This window comes from Streptomyces sp. NPDC107654, assembly GCF_055639035.1.
On record NZ_JBVKBI010000009.1, the window covers coordinates 301,018 to 321,538 of the forward strand.

A 20,521-nucleotide genomic window follows, 5' to 3' on the forward strand; every position below is an offset into this window, starting at 1 on the left:
TCGAGCATGTCAGGGTCCGAAGTCGTACTGGGCGATGCTCAGGAGTGCGCCGGGGAAGGCGTTGGCGATGTCCTGGAGCGTCGAGAAGTTGTTCGCGATGTCCTGCAGCGTGAAGCCAGCGGCCTCCATCACGTCCGGCCAGTCGTCGCTCTTGACGACGTTCAGCTGGAACCACCTGTACTGGTCGTACCAGTTGGGGTCTTCGCTGTCGTCGATGAGCGCGTAGGTGCCGTCGAGGCGGGGCAGGGACGTTTGCCTGCGCAGCAGAATGGTGCCCTCGGTGGCGTTGTCGAGGATCTCGTTGAGGGCGTCGCCAGCTTCGTCGGTCTCTGTGCGGACCGTGATGGTTGCGGAGGGGGCCGACCGGGGCCGGCCCACGACCACGATGCGCCCGTTGACGTTGAAGCTGCTGCTGTCGCGGTCGCGTTTCCATCCGAGCGGGGACTCCACCTTGACGGCGGCGCCGACGCCTCGGATGGCGTCGGAGATGACGTCGCTGGTCACGGTGGAGGTGAGCGGCGTCGAGTAGATGGTCCACTGGGCGCCGTTGACGTCGGTGAGGACAGCGGTGTAGCTGAGGGGGACCCCGAAGGGCTGTTCGGCGTCGACACGCAGCAGCGACGCCTGCCCGGTGACATCGACGTTGCTGGCTGCTCGCACAGCTACGAGGTCGGTGCCGACCTGCCGGTACAGGGTGGCGGTGACGATGTCGTCACCGGTGAGTCCGGTCGCAGACACCAGGTTCCGCGGCGGGAAGACGCTCTGGGCGCTGACGGTGATGCTCGCGGACGCCTCCCGGATGCGGAGCACCCCAGCGATGCCGGTGGATGCGCTGGCCAGGGTGGCGGTGAGGGTGGGGGCAAGAGTGGCTGTGCCGGACGATACGGAGGCTGTCGCCAGGGCTACGGTGGCGCCGTTCCCGGTGGCGACCGCAGTGTCTGCCTGCTCAGTCACAGCCCCGAACGTGACGCCGCTGACGGAGATAGCTTCTGCGGTGTAGCTGTCGGCGTTCGATGCGACACCGTAGCCGATGACGGCCCAGTCTCCTGTTTTCCAGGTCAGGGCGGTGGTGCCGGTGGCGGAGAAGCCGGTGCCGCTGCTCTGGTCGTCGCCGAAGGTGGCTGCCCATCGCCAGCCGGTGCCGGCGGTCCGGGAGAGGCTGACGATGCGGCCGGTGATGAACGAGCCAGTCGACCCCGCTGGTATGGCGGTGGTGGGGTTGGCGTCTCCGCCAGCGAGGACGCGCACGAACCAGGTGAGGCGTCGGGGTCCAGCGGAGACGCCGAAGGCGCCGCCTCCGCCGGATGCGCTTCCCGTGAGAGTCCACCCGGACGGGGTTGAGGGGATGTTGTCGTTCGGGTGCCCGGAGACCACCTGCAAGACGGCCAGTTGCCCGGCTGTTCCAGCCACCGCGGGCGTGATGGTGTCCGTGTGGCTGGCCTGCGCTCCGGCGCTCCCGAACGAGATCGTCACCTCAGCCTCCTCCCCACGCGGGCCAGGTAGGCCTGCCGATCCTCGGACGCCTTGATTTTCGGTCGGACCTGAACGTCGATGAGGTCTCGCAGCCGGTCGTCGTTGAAGTTGACCTGTACGTCGCTGCCTGACCTCTCCAGGGCGGTGGCCAGCCGTGCCCAGAGTTCTTCCAGGTCGACGCACTTCCGGTCGCCGGATGTGGTCGGGCGGTAGCGATGGCGCAGGTTGACGGTGCTGGCGGTGTCGGCGAGCCGCTGGGTTGCGGCGCCGACGAGGTGGCCGTGGAGATCGATTCCCTCGGTCATGCCGAGGACGACGTTCTTTCCGACCTCATCCCGGAACACCTGCGACGGCGACTTGATCTTAAGGGCCTTCTTGATCTCCTTGATCAGGTCTTTGGCCAGCTTCGCCATCTGCTTGCCGAGCGCCTTCTCCTGCGCCTTCAGTCCGGCGAGGAAGCCCTTCCCGGCGTCCTTGCCGCTGTCGTACATCATGTCGGCCATATCCCGGCCGAAGGACGTCGCGAGCTTGCCGCCAGAGCTGATCAGCTTGTTCAGCTTGGCGATATCGCCCGTGGTGACGGACTTCTGGCCGAGGATGGTCGCGAGCTGGCTGCCCGGACCGGCATCGGACAACTGCTGGAGCAGTTCCTTCGAGGCCCCACGCGCCTTCAGTGACCTGGTGAGGGCCACGAAACTGGACGCGGTCTTCTGCTGGCTTCCCATCTGGGAGATGAGGTCGCCAACGTTCGACGCGGACGTCCCCGAGATGCCGAGAAAGTCCCGGATGTTCCCGGCCTGGTCGGCGGCGTACTGATTGGCCTCCGCGATCCGTTTCTGGATGTCGGCCCGCTTCGTAGCTAGCGACTGCAGTTTGGCGCCCTGCTTCTGAACGCGGGCCGCGGTGCGGTCGTAGCCGGCGTTCAGCAGCTTCGTGGCCAGGCTCTTGATGGCCGAGCCGATCGCCGAAGCTGTGCCGGTGGCGAGTGTCTTCTCCAATCCGGTCTTGATGCTGTTGGCGATCGTCGTCTTGGCCGAGCGCCGGGCGTTGGCGAGGGCAATCTCTGCCGCCTTCAGTTCCTTCTTCGCCGCCTCCAATCGCTTCTCGGCGGCCTGGACGCCCTTGTGCCGGCGCTTGGCCCTGGCAAGGTCGTCCTTGGCGTCCTCCACCTTCTGACGGGCCCGGCGCTGCCGGTCCGCGGCGTTGTCGATGGTGCCGGAGGCGTACCCGGGGAGCTTGATGCCGTGGGCCTTGGCGAATGCCATCGACTGCGGGTGGCTGAGGACGTCCTCGCCGCCCTTGAAGTTCACCAATTCCGGGCCGCGTTCGCCGACCCAGGCAAGGCCCGGGGCGGCACCGCTGGTGCCCTTCGCGTACCAGTGCGGTGACCGCGCCAGCCACTGCGAGTAGGCGGTGAGCGGGTTGCCGTAGCGGGACGCGATGTAAGACAGGCCCCACTTGATCTGCGTCGCCGGGTTGGTCTTCCAGTCCGCGCCGGCCGACGCCATCTTGCTCGCCGGCAGAGACTGGGGGATGCCGTAAGCGCCGCTGCTCTTGTTGAGAGCCCGCTCGTTCCAGCCGGACTCGCCGTTCCACAGTGCTCGCAGGGCGAGCCACTGCTGCCCGGACCAGCCGCGGGCGGCGGCGAGCATTTGCCCGATCTTCTGGTTGGCCGAGGAACTGCCACCGCCGCCACCGAGCCCGAGCAGGCCGAGGAAGTCCCCGCCGAGAGAGCCCAGCGCCTTGAGTGCCTTCCCAGGCAGCTCGCTGACCTTGACGAGCCCCTTCTTCACGATCGCCCCGAGAGCCTTCGGCAAGCTGCCGAAGACCTTCTTGGCGATGGCGGTGCCGCCGGTCTTGGCCATGCCCTTCATCAGGCCGGAGACCAGGTGGCCGCCGATCCCCATGAACACGCGGGAGGGAGAGCGGATACCGAAGAACTTCTTCACCGCACCCACGACCGGGTCGATCAGGTTCTTCTTGATCCACGAGCCGACGCCCTTGACGCCCGAGACGATGCCGTTCTTCAACCCGGAGATCAGGTTCTTGCCCTTGTCCCACAGCCAGGACCCGGCCTTAGAGAATCGGCTGGTCACCGGGTCGATGACGTGCCCCTTGATCCAGCCGCCGATGCCCTTGGCTCCGGAGACGACGCCGTTCTTCAGACCACCGACGAGCTGCTTGCCGCGGGACAGCAGCCAGGATCCGGCGCGGATGAACACGGTGACCTGGGGAGCCACGACGTTCCTGTACGTCCAGCCGCCGATGCCCTTGGCGCCCGCAATCACGCCGTTTTTAAGGCCACCGACCAGAGCGCGGCCCTTCGACCAGAGCCAGGACCCGGCGCCCTTGAAAGCATCGACCACAGGCCGGCCCATGGTGCGCCAGGCCCAGCCGCCGATGCCCCGGGCTGCCGCGACCGTGCCGTTCTTCAGACCGAGCACAAGGCTCCTGCCCTTGCCCCACAGCCACGACCCAGCGCTGGCGAATGGCTTGACGATCCAGCCGATGATGCGGCCGATCCACTCACCGATCCGCCCGCCGACGGAGAGGATGCCGCGGCCGAGGCCGGCGATCAGGCGCTCGCCGGCAGCGATGAAGCGGCCGGTGTAGGCGACGATCCCGACAGCGATCCTTCCGATGAGATCGCTCAGCTTGCCTGCGGCGCCGGGTAGCACCCGGGTGAAGCCGCGGACGATACCGTCCCAGACAGCCTTTCCGAACCGGCCGAGCGGTCGCAGGATCGCCTTGCCCAGACCCTTTTCGACAGCCCCGCCCAAGCCCTCGATGCCTCGGAGGATCGGCGTGAAGATCCGCAAGATGGGAATCTTGGTGAACAGCTTGCCGAGCGCTCCGGCGATGCGCCCGATGGGAATCACCGAGAAGACAGCGATGATCGTGTCCAGCCAGTGCTTCTTCCAGAAGTCCAGGCTGAACAGGGGCTTGAAGAGGTCGTTGATGAAGCCGATCGCGAACGGTATCGCCTGGCCGCCGACGCCCTTACCGACGTCGACCCAGTCGATCCGTGCGATCACGCCGGCGACCTTCTTCGTGAGGTCTGCGGCATGCTGACCGACCCAGCCGATCGCGTCGGACAGGCCCTTACCGAGGATGCTGCCGAGGTTGCCCCAGTCGATGTCCTTGAAGCCACCGGCGATGGCATCGTGGATCTGCTGGCCCACGTCCGCGGCGTGCGACTTGGGCAGCACCATCGGCGCCTTGTCGATGCTCGGTATCGCTACGTTCTTCAGCCCGTTCCCGGACAGTCCGGCGAAGAAGTCCGCGACGACGGCCTTGGCCTCACCGAACTTCCGCTTGATGTCGCCGACGGGCACGATGCCGCCCAAGTGGCGCTTGAGGCCTTGCGCCGCCGGGATCCCGCGCTCGGTGACCCAGTTCGCAAGGCCGCCGACGGCCGTGGTCACGCCAGACAAGGCTTTGGTGGCGACGGTGAGGACGCCACTGTCGCCGATGGCGATCATCAGGCCTTCCCAGGCGTTCTTCAGCCGGGTGATCTCGCCTCTCCAGCCCTTCATCTGGATCTTCGAGATGCGGTCGGCGGTGCCGCCCGAGTTCTCCAGTTGCTTCGTGAGGTCGACGAGCTTGTCCGACCCCTGCTGAATCAGCGCGGCCATACCAGGACCGGCCCGCTGACCGAAGATCGTCATGATCTGACCGGTGGTCGCCCCATGGGTCGCCAGATCCTGCACGATCTCGTTGAGCGGGCGCAGCTTGCCGTCCGCCGTCGAGACCTTGACGCCGAGGTCGTCCAGCGTCTCGGTGATCTTGTTGGTGGGTGAGAGCAGCCGCGTCACCGCGCCACGCAGCGCGGTACCTGCCATGGACGCCTTGATGCCTGCGTTGCCCATGAGGGCCATCGAGGCGACCGTCTCCTCGAACTTGAGTCCCGCGGTGTGCGCGATGGGGCCGGCGTACTTGAACGCTTCGCCGAGATCGTCCACAGAGGTGTTGGCCTTGACGGAGGCCTTCACCATGGCGTCGATGGCGTGCGGCATCTGCTTGACCGTCATGCCGTAGCCGGTCATGACCGACGTCGAGATCTCCGCCGCCCGCGTCAGGTCCAACTGCTCGCTGGACGCCAGCGCCAGCACTGACGGCATGGACCCGTAGATCTGGTTGACGTTCAGGCCGGCCGTGGCAAGCTGGGCCATGGCATCCGCAGACTGGGAGGCGCTGTACTGGGTGCTGCGTCCCAGATCTTTCGCCTGGTCGCGGAGCTTCTTCAACTGGGCCCCGGTCGCGCCGCTGAGGGCCTCGACGCGGTTCATGTTTTTCTCGAAGTCGCCCGCCATCTGCACGACGCTCGCGCCGAGTCCGGCTGTGGCGATCGCGCCGATAGTCAGGCCCTTCTTGAGGGCGGCGCCCACCCGCTCGGAGGTGGTCTGCAGACGCTGGGCGTTGCGGCCAACCGTGTTGAAGACGCGCGAGGCGTTGTCACGGGCGATGAGCCGGTAGACGACAGCAGTGGACGCCATGACGCCTCCCCTCACATTGCGGGCGGGTCAAGGCCAGTTGCGACTGTTGCGCTTCTCTTCTTCGGCCTCGGCGGCTTCGCGCTCCTCAGCCTCGATGCGGTAGAAAATCTCCCACTCGGTCAGCTCTCGGGACGAGATGCGCCTCAGTAGTTCTGCGACGGTGCATCCGAGGTCTCGGGCGAGGACGAAGTAGAAGCGGCGTCCTCGCTCGCCGTCACGGAGTTTCCCTCCAACGCCTCCGCTTCCTCATCGCTCAGCCCGGACAGGCGGGCAGCGACGTCGAAGAGCCGGTCGAGGGTTCGGCCGTTCTTCATGCCAAGCAGGCCGGCGTCCTGGTCGGTGAAGAGGCGGTCGCCGTTCTCGTCGACGAGGCACTTCACCAGCAGGGTGGCCCGCATGTTGTCGGAGAGGATGATGAGTTCCTGCTGCGGGGTGCCGGCGTTGCGGATCTGCCGCCGGGAAGCCTCGTAGGCGTCTCGTTCTTCACCGGTCAGGCCGCGGACGATGACCTCACCGCCCCACTCGGGCACGTCGACCTTCTCGGTCAGGAGGTCGTTGACGCCGAGGATGGCGTCCCGGTTGAGGGCCATGGTGCTCCTAGGAGATGTCTCGGGTGATGCCGTCGAGCACGCGGGACACGGCTCGGCGGGAGGCGGCGCCGACGGGCTGGACCACCTTGTAGAAGTAGGGGTGTGAGGTTTGGGTGACCCAGACCTCACGGTTGCCGAAGACGGGGTGTCGCCAGCGCTTCTTGCCCTCGGCCATGGACGGCAGGCTCTTCATGTGGGCGGGCATCTTGCGGCCGTCCACGCGGATCGCGACGTTGGCGTCCTTGCCGGTGGTGCGGACCTCGATGCGGACGGCCTTCGCCATCTGAGCGCGCAGCCCGTCCGCGGTGTAGCCGCGCTTGGACGGGATGTTGCGGATGGACTCCCGGACGAGCGGCACCAGCGGCTTGGCCACCGCCCTCAGCTCCTTGCGGAACCTCTTCTTGAGCTCCGGATTGTCCAGTCTCCGCAGCTGCGCGCTGATCCGTCGCAGCTCCTCCCCCGTGCGTATCTCGATCACAGCGCACCTTCCTCCGTGTACGGGATGTAGATGCGGTGCCGGGCTACGTCGTGACCATCAGACAGGCGGCGCCCCGCGTCGTTGGTGGCATGGAAGATGACGTAGAGACCGTAGGTGCTGAACTCCAGCGCCTCAACGAGCAGCGGGTCGAGTTCGAGATGCTCGCAGATGGCCGTGACGGTGTGCCGCGATACGGATGCCGGTACGTGCGGCAGGCTCACGGGATGGTGACGTTCTCGGCCGGGATCTTGGTGATGGCGAACTGGAACGTCATCGCGGCCGGGTTCTCCACGTCCCTCGACTTGGGGACACCGGTGACCTTGACGGGGAAGACGTCCATCTTCTGTCCGGTGATGTCGCCCTCCGGGAAAATCACGATGTAGCCAGCCGAGTCCCGCGGCATAAGAGACCGGGCGTCCGACGACGTCGACGACGCGTACATCGTGATGCTGGAGTCGTCGGCCGTGATGCGGCCCGGGATCTTGCCGGTGAAGCGGGAGCCGAGGTCGGGGGTGTCCTGCTGGTCCGAGTTGGTGGCGAACCCGCTGACCGCGGAGATCTCGGCCGTCAGATCGCTGCCGGCGTTGAGCTCGGACCGTGTCGGGCTGTTGTAGTTCGAGATGGACGCGACCCAGTAGTAGCGGGTCGTGCCGGGCGGGATGTACCGGCTGGTGGCGGCGATCGGCGTGGCGACCATGGTCAGTTCTCCTCGTCGTTCTTCGGGGCCGCCTTGGTGCGCGACCGCGCCGGCCTCTCGGTGGGTGCTTCCGCAGGCTGCGGCTGCTCCGGCTCGTCGGTGTTCTGCGCCGCTGCCGACTCCTCGGTTGCGGCCCTCGCCCGTGCGGCCCGCTCGTCGAGTTCCTCCTGCGGCACCAGCTGCCAGCCCGCGGCCGTGTAGTGCGGCATCGCGTCCTTGAGGACCACGATCTCCTGATCGGCGGGCAGTGACGGGTGTCGCATGGTGATCGTCTGGTTCACGGCACCCTCACCACCGCAACGGAGACGCCACTGGTCACGGAGTAGTTGATGGTGGCCAGGCCCGTCGTCGGGTCCGCGTACAGGTTGTAGATCAGCGGAATGACACCGATGCCCGTGTTCGCGGCGACGCTGAACGTCGAGTCCGCAACTGCGAGCCGGCCGTCGACCTGGCCCGGCGTCGTCAGCGTCACCGTGCAGGCGCTGGCGTTGGTGTTCTTGACGTAGAGGAACGTGCCGGAGCCGCAGGCGGCGGTGTCGCCGTTCGTGGCGGCCACGGGCAGTGAACCGATGTCGAGGCCCACGTTGGGCACGACGTTGGTGACGAGCGCGGTCATCCGCGGTCTCTCCTTCTGGCTGGCCCAACGGGCAGATGGCAGCGCCTCGGTCAGGCGCCGGAGTAGGCGTCGCAGGACACCTCAAAGACGACGACAGCCTGCGCGCCCTGCTGTGTCAGCTCCTGCGAGAGGCTGTGCGAGGCGACCGTCGCCCGCATCACCGCGCCTTGCAACCGGCGGTCCTGGGCAATAGCGGCCCCGGCCTCCGTCAGTAGCTCGTAGGCGCGCCGGCGGGCTGCCGGTAGGGCGTCCGTACCGCGGAGGACGGCCGCAGCGCAGCGGATCGTGAACTGCTCCCGGTCGACTATGCCGCCGAGTCCCTCCGTCAGCAGGGAGGACTCAGCGTCCGAATCGTCCTCGCCGCCGGTCCAGCCGACCGTCAGCACCTCCTGCAGTGTCTGCTGGGAGGTAGTCGGGCCGTCCAAGATCGTCACCTTGGCGAGGCCAGGCCACGCGGTGAACGCCGTGACGAGTCCGTCGATCGCAGCGGGAAGCTTCGAGGACCACGCCATCACGCCACCCCCGGCAGCTGCGGGCCGAGCAGCTCCAGGGCGCGGCGCGGGATCGCGAAACCTCTGCCGGCCGACCAGTTGTCGGAATCGCCGCCGAGCTGTACACCCATGGTGCCGCGCTGCGTCTCCCACAGATGCTGAATGATGATCAGCGTCGCGAGTCGGTAGCTCTCCGGGATGACAGTCTCGCCCGCCTGATACGTGAAGAGCACAGCGCCCGCGAACGACGCGCCGGACGTGACTGTCAGCAGCCCCGACTGACCGTCGACCTGGATGTTCGCTGGGTCCCACGTCACCGACCCGTCTGCTGCGACTGCAGAGGTCAAAGACAGCACAGGCACCTGCCGGAGAAGCGCCTGCCGGGCCCGACCGACCTGTTGCTGCTCCACGATGGTGCGCCGGACCACGACCCTGCCGAGCGCATGTTCCACTGCTGCGGTCGCCGCCCCGATGAAGCCGCGCAGCTCTTCATCGTCGCGGTTCTCCGTGGGGCCCATGTTCAACTGAGCGCGGGCATCCGCCAGCGACACGATCCCCGCCGGGACAGCAGGCCGCACGTCGAACACGTCGCTGTAGGCAGTCGTCGGAGCTGAAGTGACCATCCGCCACGCGTGACGGCCGACTTGCGTGGTGACGTAGTCGACCCGCAGCTGTCCCGGAGTCATCGACGGCAGCGGCACCGCCGGGGTGAGTGTGGTCCCGTCCGGGAGGGTCAGCGTGAGCGTCGCGGACTCCGGGTCTACCAGCATGCCGGACGCATCACGGACATCGACGGCCATCTGCTGCACGGCGCCGAGGTCAATCACTGGAGCCTCCCGACGCCGTAGGGATCAACACCCTGCCGCTCGACGCGCCAGGGGCACCCACCTCGCCCCTGCTTGCCCGCGGTGCTGCTGCGGCACCCGGGCCCGACGTGCCCGGAATGAGAGCTGTCGCCACCAAGCCCGACGCCGTTGCAGCGGCGCTCGCCGGAAGACCGACAGTAAGACCCGCGTTCGTGTTACCCGTACCTGACAGAGCGCCCGTCGCAGTCAGAGACGCGTCCCCGAGACGCGTCACCGAGCCCGCCGCCGACAGGCCGGCAGTCGCACTGCGGGAGACGTCACTGAACGCCGCTCGCAGACCGGCAGCCGACACGTCCACGCTTCCGGCCAGTGCTGCAACACCGACGAGACCCGCCATGCCGGCCGCGGAGAGTCCAGCGGTGGCCGCTTGCCCTGCTGCGCCCGCAGTGGCCCGCAGACCCGACGCGGACAGGGCTGCGGTGCAAGGCAGGACCGCGTCGCCAGTAGCGCCAGCGGTGACGTCTCCAGCGGAGAAGTCGTCGAAGCGGAGAGCGTTGGTGGACTCTGCTCGGATGCCGATGTTGGTGCCGGTGGCGACGACGGTGCTGACGACCGACACGCGCTCGATCCCGTTGACGAAACCCTTGATCGTCGTGCCGACGGCCTGGATCTTCGCTACATCGCCCGCGGCGGCTGCCGCAGCGTAGCTGCCGATGGAGGTGAATGAGCCGCCTACGACAGAGAAGAGGTTCCAGCTTGTGCCGTCATTGCGCCAAAGGTAGCCGCTGGTGATGTTGGTGTTGCCGCGGCACCATATTCCGTGGCTCACGGCTGCGGTGGCGGAGATCGTGACCTGAGCGAAGTGGTCGGAGGTGGCCATCGCCCCAGCGGCGCGCAGGATGACCGTGCCGCCCGCCGCGCCGGATGAGAGCTGGTTGGAGACGATCGACCAGTCGCCGGAGACTTCCACCCAACCGGCGCCGAGGTCGGTGCTATTGGCCCGGTTGAAGTCGTCGGTGAAGGTCGCCATGGGCTGACCCTTCTGTCAGGGCGTCATGCCGCCTGCGGAGTCAGGCTCACCCCGAGCGTGTTCAGAGTGAACGTGTCCCCGCTGGCCCACGTCTTCGCCGCCGTCAGTGCCACCGAGAACAAGAACGTGCCGCCGCTGGACGCCGTCCACACGGAGATGTCCGTGAGCGTCTCCGACGTGCCGCCGTTCGTCCACGGCCCCACCGAACCCGACAGGGCCAGCGCCGAACCGGACGATGAGGCCGAGAACGTCGCCTGGATTCTCGTCGTCGAACCCGCGCTGATCGCCGTTGTGCCGGCGGCGCCCGGGTTTGCGGTGTGCAGCTGGACGTAGGTCGCCACCGGTCCGAACGCGGCACCCGCCGAACGGAGCGTGTTCAGCCAGGACGACACCAGCGTGGTGCTCAGCCCCTCAGCCATCGGTCATCTCCTCCTCGGCGGGAGACTCCTCGGCCTCCGATTGCTCCCCCGCCGGCGTCACCTCGCCCGACGCCTCCACGTCCAGGACGAAAACGTGTCGCGCCACCGCTACTTGCTCTCACCCTGGGGCTTCGCCCGGGGCGTGCGTCGAGACTTCGGCTCGGCCGTGTCCTCGTCCGCCTTCTGGGCCGCCGCGTTCTCGGGGAGCGTGGACGCCAGCTTCGGCTTATCCTCGCTGCTGTCGTCCTTCTTGGAGACGTCGTGGTCGTACTGGTCCTTCAGGACCTTGGCGACGCCCTTGGCGTCATCGGTGCGCCCGGACCGCACGTAACCGTCGTGCTCCTCGATCAGGGCCGCCTTGTATCGGTCGTTGACGCTGCTCATAGCTCCCTCACCTGCTCGATCTCGGGCAGCAGTGCGTAGTAGTCCTCTTTGAGCCGCCGACGCAGAGGCGACCGCTGGCGGGTGCGATGCTCCAGACGGACATCCCACAGCGCCTCCGCCGGCTCCGCGCGGTGCTTGGTGTCGTTTCCGCACAGCACCCGCGTGCCCGCCTCGCCGGGCGCGGTCACCACGTAGTGGGCCTGCTGAACGCCGATCCCGGGAAGGGCCCGGAACAGCACCCGGATGGGAAACTGCGAGTCGAGGTCGTCGCGCTCCCACATCGTCACCTCGGCGACGTCCAGTTGCGTGGCGCCCAGAAGCGTGCGGGTGTCGTCCGGAACCTGCGTGAACACCTCGTCAGCATCGATCCGCAGGAACCAATCCCCCGGCTCAGCCGTCGTCGAGCCGAGACGGAACATGAAGTCGCGCTTCTCGACTTCATTGCCCCACCACGGCTGGCGGGAAGTGTGGACGGTGCAGCCCATCCCAGCGCCGGCCGCGACGTGTGCGATCGTCTCCGCCTGCTCGATGCCCGAGGCAGGCTTACGGACCGCCCCCGGGAACCGGGCGTATGGGCCATCCACGGCGACCAGGTGATCGCAGAGGCGTGCCGCCGAGGCGACACACTCAGCGAGCCACGAGGCGGGCTCCTCGTACCAGGACAGCAGGCCGATGATCCTCACAGATGCACCCCCAGCCAGGCACCTCGCGGATTTCTCAACAGCACGCCCGGCTGGCCAGTCGCCACGCATGCGGTGCCGATCTGCTGGTGGATCGTGTCCTCTGCGTGGCCGTTGCCCGCGTCGTGGACCAGGCACACCGATCCGCGCGCTCCTACGGCAGCCCACAGCCTGATCTCCTGCAGTCGATACACGGGATCACTGTCGAGGATGACCAGTTGGGCCGTGGCCATCTGCTCGGCGGTAGGCGTCGCCTGGTCCGGCGCAGCAGGCGGTTGACGCCAGTCCGGGTTCGACTCAAACCCCAGGTACTCGCATCGGCTGAGGTCGAGGTGGCTGGTGACGCGGGCGATCCCGACCCCGGTCTCCAGCAGCCAGGACGGTTGCAGCATCCGCTGCAGCAGGCCTGCGAAGCGGCAGAAGTCCTGCTCCGGCGACCACTCGTCCCATGACAGCCATCCCGGATCCGCGTGAGGCGTGAAGTGCTGTTCGTCCCGCATGCCACCCCCAGTAGGGGCCGAGTCGAAACCCGGCCCCTGCATGATCAGAACGTCGGGGCGACCAGGCCGGTGCCGCCGATCTCCACCACGGACGCCGGGTAGCGGGCCGCGGTGAACGCGAGGTATCCGTACACCTGCAGGCGGACGGTCAGCGTCCCGGAGCCGACCTCGGGCAGCACCCGGGAGCGGATGCCCGACTCGTACAGCAGCAGGTCGGAGGCACGGAGGACGTGGATGACGTCCTCGTTCGTGCCCGCGCCCAGGTTGGTGGCGATGTTCGGGTCGGTGACCACCGGCAGGCCGTGCATCTGTCCGACGACCTGCTGCGAGGCGACCGATCCGAGGGTGGCCACGGCGTTCTGCGGGTTCCCGGAGTCCGGCACGACCAGCGGTCGGCCGTTGGAGTCCGAGGCGGCCATCAGGTACGCCCAGCGCCGCGGATGCATCACGATCACGGTCGGGGACATGTAGCGCAGGGTGTGGACCCGCTGCACCGCGTCCGCGATCTTGCTGTAGAGCTTGGCCACGGTCGGCGTCGCGTCCGTGTACGTGATCGTCGTGATGCCGGAGGTGTTCCGCACGCCGGTGACCTGACCGGACGAGCCGGATCCGGAGATGACCTGCAGGTCGACCTTCGTGGCGTAGTCGGCGACCAGGTCCCGAAAGATGACCTCGTCGAAGGAGACCGGGGACTGGTCGAGGAGCTGGATCGCCACGTCCTGCTGGCCGGCGATCGTGCGGACCGGCGCGTTGATGAACGTGTCCGTCAGGTCCGTCTCCTGCACGGCCGCGTTGTCCGCGGTCTGCACCGCCGTGGCGGTGCCGGTGGCGACCTTCGGGATGTTGATCGAGTCGGTGCCGGACGGAAGCGGCTGGTTGTTGACCACGTTCGCGTAGGCGCGGCCGGCGCGGGCCAGTTCGACGAACTGGCTCATGAGCCACAGCGGAGGCACGAAGTAGCCGCCGTTGCCGTCCGTCCGGCTCAGGTCGCGGTACTCGCGCTCGGAGGCGACTTCCTGCGCGTGCCGCATCAGCCTCTCACGCGCGGCGCCGTCGGCGTCCATGTTCAGCTGCATCCGGGCGAGGTCCTGCAGGTACGAGCGGCCGTTGCCGCGCTCGTAGGTGCGGGCCTCGTTGACGGACTCGACGCGGGCCGCGGCCCGCTTCACCGCGAGGGCGCCCTCGGTGACGGTGCGGGACCGCTCCGCCTCTTCCGACAGCTCCTTGATCCGCTCGTCGTAGCTGCGCAGCTCATCGTCCTTGGCCTTCACCTGCGCGGTGAGCTCGCGGAACTCCGTGTCCTCCTCGGGCAGGAGGTCCTCGCGGGCCTCCTCCTCGGCGAGGTCGGTGATGGCCTTGCGCGTCGCGAGCAGCTGCTCGCGGTCCTTGGCGGCCTGCTCGCGTCGAGCAATGAGCCGCTTGAGTCGCTCATCCATGAGCGAGCCTGCCTTTCGTGGCAATGAGTTCGGGTCGCGGCCAGTGCCAGGCCGTTAAGCAGCCGCCGACGCCAGTGCCAGGCATGCGACAGCACCGCAGGTCAGTGCCAGACCGCGGGAAGTAGGTGGGGGCGCCGGCTAGTCGGCGTCGGCGAGGTGACGGCGCAGGTGCGCCTCAACCGCGGCGCGCTGGTCCTCAGGGATGTCCGAGTGCGGCAGCCGGGACAGGGCGTAGCGCACGGCACCGATATTGGCCGGGGCGCCGACACGGCCCTCGTGGTGCGCGAACCGGTAGGACCGCTTGTCCTCCGGATCGCCCTCGGGGTCGACCCATGCGTGCATGTAGCGCAGCACCACCTGGTCGTTCGGGGCGGCCTCGATCGCGGCCCGCCGGTCCATCTGCCCCTCGGAAACGCCGGTGCTGTGCGAGGGAATCGACCGTGCCAGCGGCAGCACCATGTCGGCCTCTTCCATCGCGCGGGCGTCGGCGACGGACAGCATGCGCCCCTTCGGTGACTGCGGCTTCGTTGACCGGTGCAGGGCGAGAACCGTCTCGCGGGCCTGCTCCAGTCGCTGCAAGACCTGCTCGCCGCCCGACCGAAGCTCGGAACGAGCCTGCTCCGGATCGACGCCGGCCAGCACCTCCAGCGCCGCGCTGACGCTGTTCAGCTGAGCTGAAGTTGCCGGATTGGCACCGAAGTTCACGACGCTGACGTCGCCCTTGTGGAGGGAGACCTCGGTCAAAGTCCGTTCGGTGTCGTCGTCGGACCAGCGGTCGGCCTTCACGCGGAACGCGAACGACATCTCGTCCATGTCGCCGCGCTGCATCTTCGTCTCCAGACGCTGCACGTCCGGGTCCCGGCGGTCGAGATCCGCTTCGACGAGAAGGCCCTTAGAGTCCGTCGACAGCCGCAGCGTGCCGCTCTTCGTCCTGGCGAGCGGCATGCCCTCGTGGTTGATGAGCAGGTGAAGGTCCGGCTTCGCTGCCAGCGTGGCGTCGAACGCCCGCTGGTCGACCCGCTCCGTCCACCCGTAGGGCGGGCCGCCAAGAACGTCGTAGCCGTTCCCGAACATGCTGGCGTAGCCGGTGAGGGTCAGCCCGTCGCCCTTGCCGCGCATCTCGAACTCGCTGGCCGCGATGGAGCGCCGCTCGGGCGAGTCCAGCAGCTGATGCCGGTCAACCATCGGTGCCGTCCTTTCGGATGAGGCGCAACGGCCCCGGGTCATCGCTACGGATAGCGGGGGGTGAGATCGTCGCGTTCGAGGCGATCGGAAGCGGCGTATAGTCCTGGCCGGCACCGTTCGGCAGCGGCGGCTCGTCCTCCAGGGCGCGCAGTCCGTCGATGTTGTCCCAGCCGATCAGGCGCTTCTTCTCGTGCACCTCGAAGCGCGTCAGCAGGTCGGCGCGGATCAGCACGTCCGGGTCGAACTTCACGTACTGGCCGCGCGGCAGCAGCGCACTGAGGTGCGACTCCAGCAGAGCCAGCCACGGCAGCAGAGAGAACTGCACCAGCTCGATCTGCCGCTGCTCTGGCGAGCTGTAGGACATCGTTCCGCCGGTCTCGCCGCCGATCATCTCCGGCGGAATCCCGTAGATCGAGGCGATCGTCGACGCTGTCAGCCGCATCGTCTCCACGAACTTCGCCTCGTTCGGCGAGACCGTGAACGGCTCATAGTCCCAGTCCTTGCCGTACACGATCGGCTCATGCGACCTGATCGACTGGACCACGCGACGCTTGATGACGTTGGCCTGCTGCTGGTCGACTGTCTGCGTGGTGTTCTTGAACCGGCCCGGCGGAACTCCACCCGAGCGGAACCAGTCGTCAGAAAACTTCTGCGCCGACAAGCCCGTCGACACCGTCACCGCGTAGGCGCCGATCGGCGACAGCCCCCACACCCGGCCCGGAAGCTGGAACCACGGGATATGCACGACGTCCTGAATGGGCAGCTTCTCGCCCAGGTACGAGAACTTCGGATTCGTGAACGACCCCGGCTCCCCCATCGGCGCCATGCGGTCCTCGCACAGCACGCACGACGGGTCCAGCCACTCGATCTCCGTCGGATACTCCAAGTAGTCCCTGGCCGTCACCACGCCGACGGCGTTGCCCCGGTAGGCCAGCGACGTCACCGCCCGGAACACCCAGTCATGCAGCGTGCCTTGCGCACTTGGCTGGACGAACAGCGAAGGCAGCGGCAACTCCTGCTTGCTGTCGCCCATCTGCCGGTACACACACAGTGGCATCCCCGAGATCGTCGCCGCCAGCAAGCGGCCAGCCGCCAAGACCGGGCCCAGCCGCAGGGCGCCGTCCTCGTTCAGGGCTGCGGGAGCCGACAGCGGATCCGCCGGCCACGACACCGAGGATGCGTCCAGCATCCGGCGCTCGGCACCGCCACGGCGCAGCATGCTTCGGAACGGGTTACGCACAGCCGACCCCCCCTAGAACACGCTGTCGAGTACGTCGTACTGGGATCCTTCGAGCAGGTGCGAGCGGGCCACGTAGGACCAGCGGGCCAACGTCATCGCGACCAGGGGAGAGATGTCGCCCTCCACGCCCTTCACCGTCCACGCGATCGTCTCGCCCGTCGCCCGGGTCTTCGCCGCCGCCACCGCCACATCGAGATGCCGGTTCGGGACGACCCGGAACGACTCCTCGCGCACGGCCTCCAGCAGCTGGCCGGCCGCCGCCGCCATATCCACCGCGTTCGTCACCGCCAGATCGCCCGGCTGCGGCGCTTCTGGATCCTCCGGCCGATGAAAGTCGGCGGCGTCCAGGGCCGTCTCCAGGAACGCGAACGTCCCACGGCCCATCGCTACCGAGATCGGGCCGAGAGCCTCCCGCAGCTCTGCCAACCGCGGCACCAGCCACTTTGTACCCGGTCTGTAGTCCGCCAGCTGCGTGTGCCCCAGCCCGTCCCCGCGGACCCCGTACACGCACACCGCCGAGTAATCCCGCAGCGGCGACACGTCCACGCCGATCGCCACTCCGCAGTCACGATCCCGCTCCGACTGCGGATCCGCGAGCCTCGCCCAGGCCGCCGCGTCGATGACCGCGTTACCTTCGCTCTTCCGCGGCCACACCCCGAGCCGCTCCCGCGCGAAGCCGGCGTCGCCCATCGAGCGGCGCTCCCGCAGTACCGCCTCCTCCGACAGCCGGTAGCCCAACGCCGGATTCGACGCCGCCCACAGACGTCGGTCATCGAGATCGATCGCGTCCAAGTGGTCGAGGTCACCCTCGATCCCCCAGTCCCGCCAACCGAAGCTGTCGTCGCCGCCGGCCTCTGCCCGCGCGTGGAGCGCGAACATCACCTCGCCGGAGCCGTCGTCACCGTCCAGCGGCGGCGACGAGGTGTAGACGATCTGCGGATTCGGCCGGGCCGACATCGTCGGCATCAACGCATCCTGCTGGATCGCGGTGTACGCGAACGCCTCGTCGATGATGTTGCAGTCGCCGGAAAAGCCGCGGCCCGAACCCTTCGACCGAGCAATGAACTTCACGCGCGCGCCCGTGTCGAGCCGCTCGAAGCTCTCTTCCCCGTTCGTGTTGATGACCTTGATGTGGACACCGTCGACGTCGATCAAGTTGTCCGACAGCGGCTCCCCCAAGCCCTTCAGCAAGGCCTTGAACCGGCGGAACCCCTCCATCGCCGTCTTGTACTCATGCGCCGACCACATGATCAGGCGCTCGTCGAGAAGGAACAGGCCCGCCAGCGCGCGAGCTTCGAGGATCGCGCCCTTGCCGTTCTGTCGGGCCACGATCTCGCCGTACTCGAAGCAGCTCCATTTGCCGTCCTCGCGCACGGACAGCATCAGCCGGATCGAATCCGCCTGCCACGGATCCAGCACCAGCCCGGCCCGCCGCGCTAGCTCCACCGCCTCGTCACCGAGCGAGTAGGCCGACGGCGGCACGCACTCAACCCTGGGCTTGGCCGCGCCGCGCAGCGATTCGCGCCGAGAGATCCGCGACACCCGAACCCCCCGCCTTCCCAGTCGGCTTCCCCGCGGGGGCCGCCGACCCCTTCTGTGCCTGCCGAATCTCCGCCACAAGCCCGCGAAGAGCAGTCGCCTGCTGCCGCGCCTCGGCGAGAAGCGGCCCGATCGCCGGAGAATCACCCTCGTCTTCTCCGTCGTCCGCCTTGACCGGAGAACAAGCCCGCGCCAGAATCACGTTGAGCCAATCGAGCCGGTCAGCGAGACGGCAGGCCTCCTCCAGAAGCACCAAGTGCGTCGGAGTCAGAGAGCCAGAACCCGTCATCTCCCGCCAGAGCCGAGAGCCGCGAGGACCAAGTCCCGTCGGCCGCTTTGTGGCCATAATCCCCCCGGAACCAAGATCGAAGCCCCCGAGATTTCTTCGGGGGGAGATTTTTTTGAAGGGGGCGCGGGGTCAAAGCAAGATCAAATCAAAAAACGGACATTCCTCCCGCGCTGGCGCGTATTCCCAGGTCAGAGGCTTGCCGCCTCGACCGACACCGTCGACTTCGGCCTCCGCCGAGGCTCGCGTGGCTCTGCCCGCCGGCCATTGCACCGGCGGTGCGCCAGCCGGCAGTTCGACCGGTCCAGCGGCGGCCCGCCATGCGACAGCTGCACGATGTGATCCACCGTGCGGCTCATCGGATGCGTGCGCGGCAGTTCCTGGTCCACCCACTGGCCACAGATCCAGCAGTGCGACTCCTCGGCGAACACTCGTGCCCTCATCGCCGCCCACGCAGTGCCCGAGCGTCCCTTGCTGTAGGCCATGGCACCTCCACACCGAGGCGGTGGGCAGCAGGGCAGGGGCGAGTGGGGTGGGACTGTCGGTGCGCACACCACCGAGCTGGGCTGCGGGTGGCGGGGTGGAGCTACTGCTGCACCGTGCCGTCCAAGGCCTTGGCCACCAGCGGGGCCAGGCGCTTGCTGTCCGTGCGGGCTGCTGTGCTACTGGTGGGCAGGCTGACCGCCCAGGTATCACCGGTGACAGCGATACCGCCCATGCTTTTGGACAGCTCCACCCACGACGTCAATGCTTCATGATTCGGGAACATGTTGATCCCTGCGTCGCCCGGTGCGGGCCGGCCAGCTTTGTCGGTGAGGGTGAAGTCGTAGGAACTACCGCCCACCTCGCTGATGTACGTGCCCTCGCTCTTGTGCAGCATCGACACCGTCATGCCGCGGGCCTGCAGCGCATCGGCGATCTGCTGAGCCGTGCCGTAGTGATGGCTGCCAGCGTCCGGGCTGGGTGTAGCAGTTGCCGCCATGGCCGGCTTGGCGTCGACCGTCTTCGTCTTCTCCGGGCCGATCACCGCCCAGCCGGCCGCTCCGATGACGATCCCGATAGCGCCGGCCAGAGCCGCCGTCACAGTGGTGCGCATGAATCCCCCGCAGTGGAGCCGATCGTCCGCGGATCGTCGCACTGACCCGGAGCGACAGCAACCGAAACGGCCGAAGTCCCGCCGCCCGGGACGGAGTGCAGACGGCGGGACGATCAGGTGGGATAGTGCCAGGCGAGCGACTGCACGCGCACCCCGTCGGGAGTCCGCTGAAAGATGGGTTCGACTGAGATGGCACCGTCGGGCACGTAGGGCATGTCGAGCGTGACCATGGTCGTGTAGGCGCCGTGCGGCGTCCTGGCCACCTCGGTGGCCTGCAGGAGAGCCAGCCCCTGCGGCAGCCTCGTCCAGTAACTCATTTACGACGAGCAGGTTCATGTGCGGCACGGCGTCTCCCCGCGGGCGGCGGCGTGCGCGTTGCGGCGTAGGCTGGGTGTACCGGCTGGCGACGTGCCGGTTAGTGCGTGGAAGTACGGGTTCGAGTCCCGCTGCGGGCACCCGCTTGACGCCTGCATGGTGTAACCCGACCGGGAGTTTGGGGTACCGGGAGGGGGTCGCAAGGTCGGCAGCACGCCATTGCACGTCGCACTTTCTAGGCGGCCTTAGCTCCGGCCGGCAGCGGCGGCGGGGCGCCAGGCTCCAGCAGCTCGCGCGTGTACTCGTCGCGGCGGGCCTTGGGCAGGTCGAAGACGTTGTAGCCGGCCTGCTTGCCACGGCCGGTCTTGCCGATGCGTCCTTCGGAGGCCCAGCGCCAGATGGTGCCGACGGGGACGCCCGCGTAGTAGGCGGCATCCGCAGCGGAGACGTAGCCGGGAGGCATCGTTCACCTCCCCGGAAACGCTTCAGGGCCACCGCGCGCGCGATGACCCTGGGGACACGTGTACTAGATTGAACAGAGTCTGCTTCGGCGCTGGTCAGCCTGTCAAGTGCTCAACTACCTCAGTGGTCGTCCTCGCACTCACAGTCCTCCGGCAGTTGTTGGCAGTACGGGCAGTGCCAGCAGTCGCAGCCGCATGGGTGCAGGAGGCCGACGCAGGAGCACTGGCACATGCCCTCGCCGCACGGTTGGGCCTCGGCTTCGTAGTCGTCGGTGGTGGCAATGTCCTCGATGGTGGCCATGG

Annotated in this window: 24 protein-coding genes; all 24 read right to left on the reverse strand. The window is 67.8% G+C overall.

The features are described from left to right. Window positions 1–9: 9 nt before the first annotated feature. The 24 genes from ACZ7N4_RS18920 to ACZ7N4_RS19035 all read right to left on the reverse strand — a co-directional run bounded on the left by ACZ7N4_RS18920 (window position 10) and on the right by ACZ7N4_RS19035 (window position 20,519). Window positions 10–1,473 (reverse strand): hypothetical protein, encoded by a 1,464-nt coding sequence (locus tag ACZ7N4_RS18920; protein ID WP_471359443.1) that lies wholly within the window; start codon window positions 1,471–1,473, stop codon window positions 10–12. Next, entirely contained in the window at window positions 1,470–5,969 is a 4,500-nt protein-coding gene (locus ACZ7N4_RS18925) for a phage tail tape measure protein (RefSeq protein WP_471359444.1), read from the reverse strand. Before ACZ7N4_RS18925 ends, ACZ7N4_RS18920 begins: the two co-directional genes overlap by 4 nt. A 143-nt stretch (window positions 5,970–6,112) precedes the next feature. Continuing rightward, window positions 6,113–6,559, reverse strand: coding sequence for a hypothetical protein (locus ACZ7N4_RS18930; RefSeq protein WP_471359445.1), 447 nt, complete (start codon window positions 6,557–6,559; stop codon window positions 6,113–6,115). A 7-nt stretch (window positions 6,560–6,566) separates the two neighbouring features. Beyond that, the gene (locus tag ACZ7N4_RS18935) at window positions 6,567–7,037 is read right to left on the reverse strand and encodes a hypothetical protein (RefSeq protein WP_471359446.1); all 471 of its coding nucleotides are present in this window, start codon (window positions 7,035–7,037) and stop codon (window positions 6,567–6,569) included. Continuing rightward, complete coding sequence (locus ACZ7N4_RS18940) at window positions 7,034–7,258, reverse strand: hypothetical protein (RefSeq protein WP_471359447.1); 225 nt, start codon at window positions 7,256–7,258, stop codon at window positions 7,034–7,036. Before ACZ7N4_RS18940 ends, ACZ7N4_RS18935 begins: the two co-directional genes overlap by 4 nt. Beyond that, window positions 7,255–7,734 carry a phage tail tube protein gene (locus tag ACZ7N4_RS18945; RefSeq protein ID WP_471359448.1) on the reverse strand — a complete coding sequence of 160 codons (480 nt, stop codon included), beginning with the start codon at window positions 7,732–7,734 and terminating at the stop codon, window positions 7,255–7,257. The genes ACZ7N4_RS18940 and ACZ7N4_RS18945 overlap by 4 nt, the downstream gene beginning before the upstream one ends. Window positions 7,735–7,736: 2 nt before the next feature. Beyond that, window positions 7,737–8,015 carry a hypothetical protein gene (locus tag ACZ7N4_RS18950; protein WP_471359449.1) on the reverse strand — a complete coding sequence of 93 codons (279 nt, stop codon included), beginning with the start codon at window positions 8,013–8,015 and terminating at the stop codon, window positions 7,737–7,739. Further along, window positions 8,012–8,350, reverse strand: a complete 339-nt coding sequence (locus tag ACZ7N4_RS18955; RefSeq protein WP_471359450.1) for a hypothetical protein — start codon at window positions 8,348–8,350, stop codon at window positions 8,012–8,014. The genes ACZ7N4_RS18950 and ACZ7N4_RS18955 overlap by 4 nt, the downstream gene beginning before the upstream one ends. Before the next feature lie 50 nt (window positions 8,351–8,400). Beyond that, on the reverse strand, window positions 8,401–8,775 hold the full coding sequence (locus ACZ7N4_RS18960) for a hypothetical protein (protein WP_471359451.1): 375 nt from the start codon (window positions 8,773–8,775) through the stop codon (window positions 8,401–8,403). A gap of 86 nt (window positions 8,776–8,861) precedes the next feature. Next, window positions 8,862–9,668, reverse strand: a complete 807-nt coding sequence (locus ACZ7N4_RS18965; RefSeq protein ID WP_471359452.1) for a head-tail connector protein — start codon at window positions 9,666–9,668, stop codon at window positions 8,862–8,864. Then, window positions 9,661–10,677, reverse strand: a complete 1,017-nt coding sequence (locus ACZ7N4_RS18970; RefSeq protein WP_471359453.1) for a hypothetical protein — start codon at window positions 10,675–10,677, stop codon at window positions 9,661–9,663. The genes ACZ7N4_RS18965 and ACZ7N4_RS18970 overlap by 8 nt, the downstream gene beginning before the upstream one ends. Window positions 10,678–10,700: 23 nt before the next feature. Further along, window positions 10,701–11,096 carry a phage tail fiber protein gene (locus ACZ7N4_RS18975; RefSeq protein WP_471359454.1) on the reverse strand — a complete coding sequence of 132 codons (396 nt, stop codon included), beginning with the start codon at window positions 11,094–11,096 and terminating at the stop codon, window positions 10,701–10,703. 108 nt (window positions 11,097–11,204) lie between these two features. Continuing rightward, on the reverse strand, window positions 11,205–11,480 hold the full coding sequence (locus ACZ7N4_RS18980; RefSeq protein WP_471359455.1) for a hypothetical protein: 276 nt from the start codon (window positions 11,478–11,480) through the stop codon (window positions 11,205–11,207). Further along, entirely contained in the window at window positions 11,477–12,163 is a 687-nt protein-coding gene (locus tag ACZ7N4_RS18985) for a hypothetical protein (protein WP_471359456.1), read from the reverse strand. The genes ACZ7N4_RS18980 and ACZ7N4_RS18985 overlap by 4 nt, the downstream gene beginning before the upstream one ends. Continuing rightward, complete coding sequence (locus ACZ7N4_RS18990) at window positions 12,160–12,660, reverse strand: hypothetical protein (protein WP_471359457.1); 501 nt, start codon at window positions 12,658–12,660, stop codon at window positions 12,160–12,162. Before ACZ7N4_RS18990 ends, ACZ7N4_RS18985 begins: the two co-directional genes overlap by 4 nt. A 44-nt stretch (window positions 12,661–12,704) precedes the next feature. Next, window positions 12,705–14,096: a phage major capsid protein gene (locus ACZ7N4_RS18995; protein WP_471359458.1), complete on the reverse strand. Its 1,392-nt coding sequence runs from the start codon at window positions 14,094–14,096 to the stop codon at window positions 12,705–12,707. Between the two features lie 138 nt (window positions 14,097–14,234). Next, window positions 14,235–15,281 (reverse strand): HK97 family phage prohead protease, encoded by a 1,047-nt coding sequence (locus ACZ7N4_RS19000; protein ID WP_471359459.1) that lies wholly within the window; start codon window positions 15,279–15,281, stop codon window positions 14,235–14,237. Further along, window positions 15,274–16,521, reverse strand: a complete 1,248-nt coding sequence (locus ACZ7N4_RS19005) for a phage portal protein (protein ID WP_471359460.1) — start codon at window positions 16,519–16,521, stop codon at window positions 15,274–15,276. The genes ACZ7N4_RS19000 and ACZ7N4_RS19005 overlap by 8 nt, the downstream gene beginning before the upstream one ends. A gap of 12 nt (window positions 16,522–16,533) precedes the next feature. Then, window positions 16,534–18,063, reverse strand: a complete 1,530-nt coding sequence (locus ACZ7N4_RS19010) for a hypothetical protein (RefSeq protein WP_471359461.1) — start codon at window positions 18,061–18,063, stop codon at window positions 16,534–16,536. 474 nt (window positions 18,064–18,537) lie between these two features. Then, window positions 18,538–18,831, reverse strand: a complete 294-nt coding sequence (locus ACZ7N4_RS19015; RefSeq protein ID WP_471359462.1) for an HNH endonuclease — start codon at window positions 18,829–18,831, stop codon at window positions 18,538–18,540. A gap of 101 nt (window positions 18,832–18,932) precedes the next feature. After that, window positions 18,933–19,442 (reverse strand): hypothetical protein, encoded by a 510-nt coding sequence (locus ACZ7N4_RS19020; RefSeq protein ID WP_471359463.1) that lies wholly within the window; start codon window positions 19,440–19,442, stop codon window positions 18,933–18,935. Between the two features lie 113 nt (window positions 19,443–19,555). Then, complete coding sequence (locus ACZ7N4_RS19025) at window positions 19,556–19,759, reverse strand: hypothetical protein (RefSeq protein WP_471359464.1); 204 nt, start codon at window positions 19,757–19,759, stop codon at window positions 19,556–19,558. Between the two features lie 233 nt (window positions 19,760–19,992). Continuing rightward, window positions 19,993–20,220, reverse strand: a complete 228-nt coding sequence (locus ACZ7N4_RS19030; RefSeq protein WP_471359465.1) for a helix-turn-helix domain-containing protein — start codon at window positions 20,218–20,220, stop codon at window positions 19,993–19,995. A 119-nt stretch (window positions 20,221–20,339) separates the two neighbouring features. Continuing rightward, window positions 20,340–20,519 carry a hypothetical protein gene (locus ACZ7N4_RS19035; RefSeq protein ID WP_471359466.1) on the reverse strand — a complete coding sequence of 60 codons (180 nt, stop codon included), beginning with the start codon at window positions 20,517–20,519 and terminating at the stop codon, window positions 20,340–20,342. Window positions 20,520–20,521 lie beyond the last annotated feature (2 nt).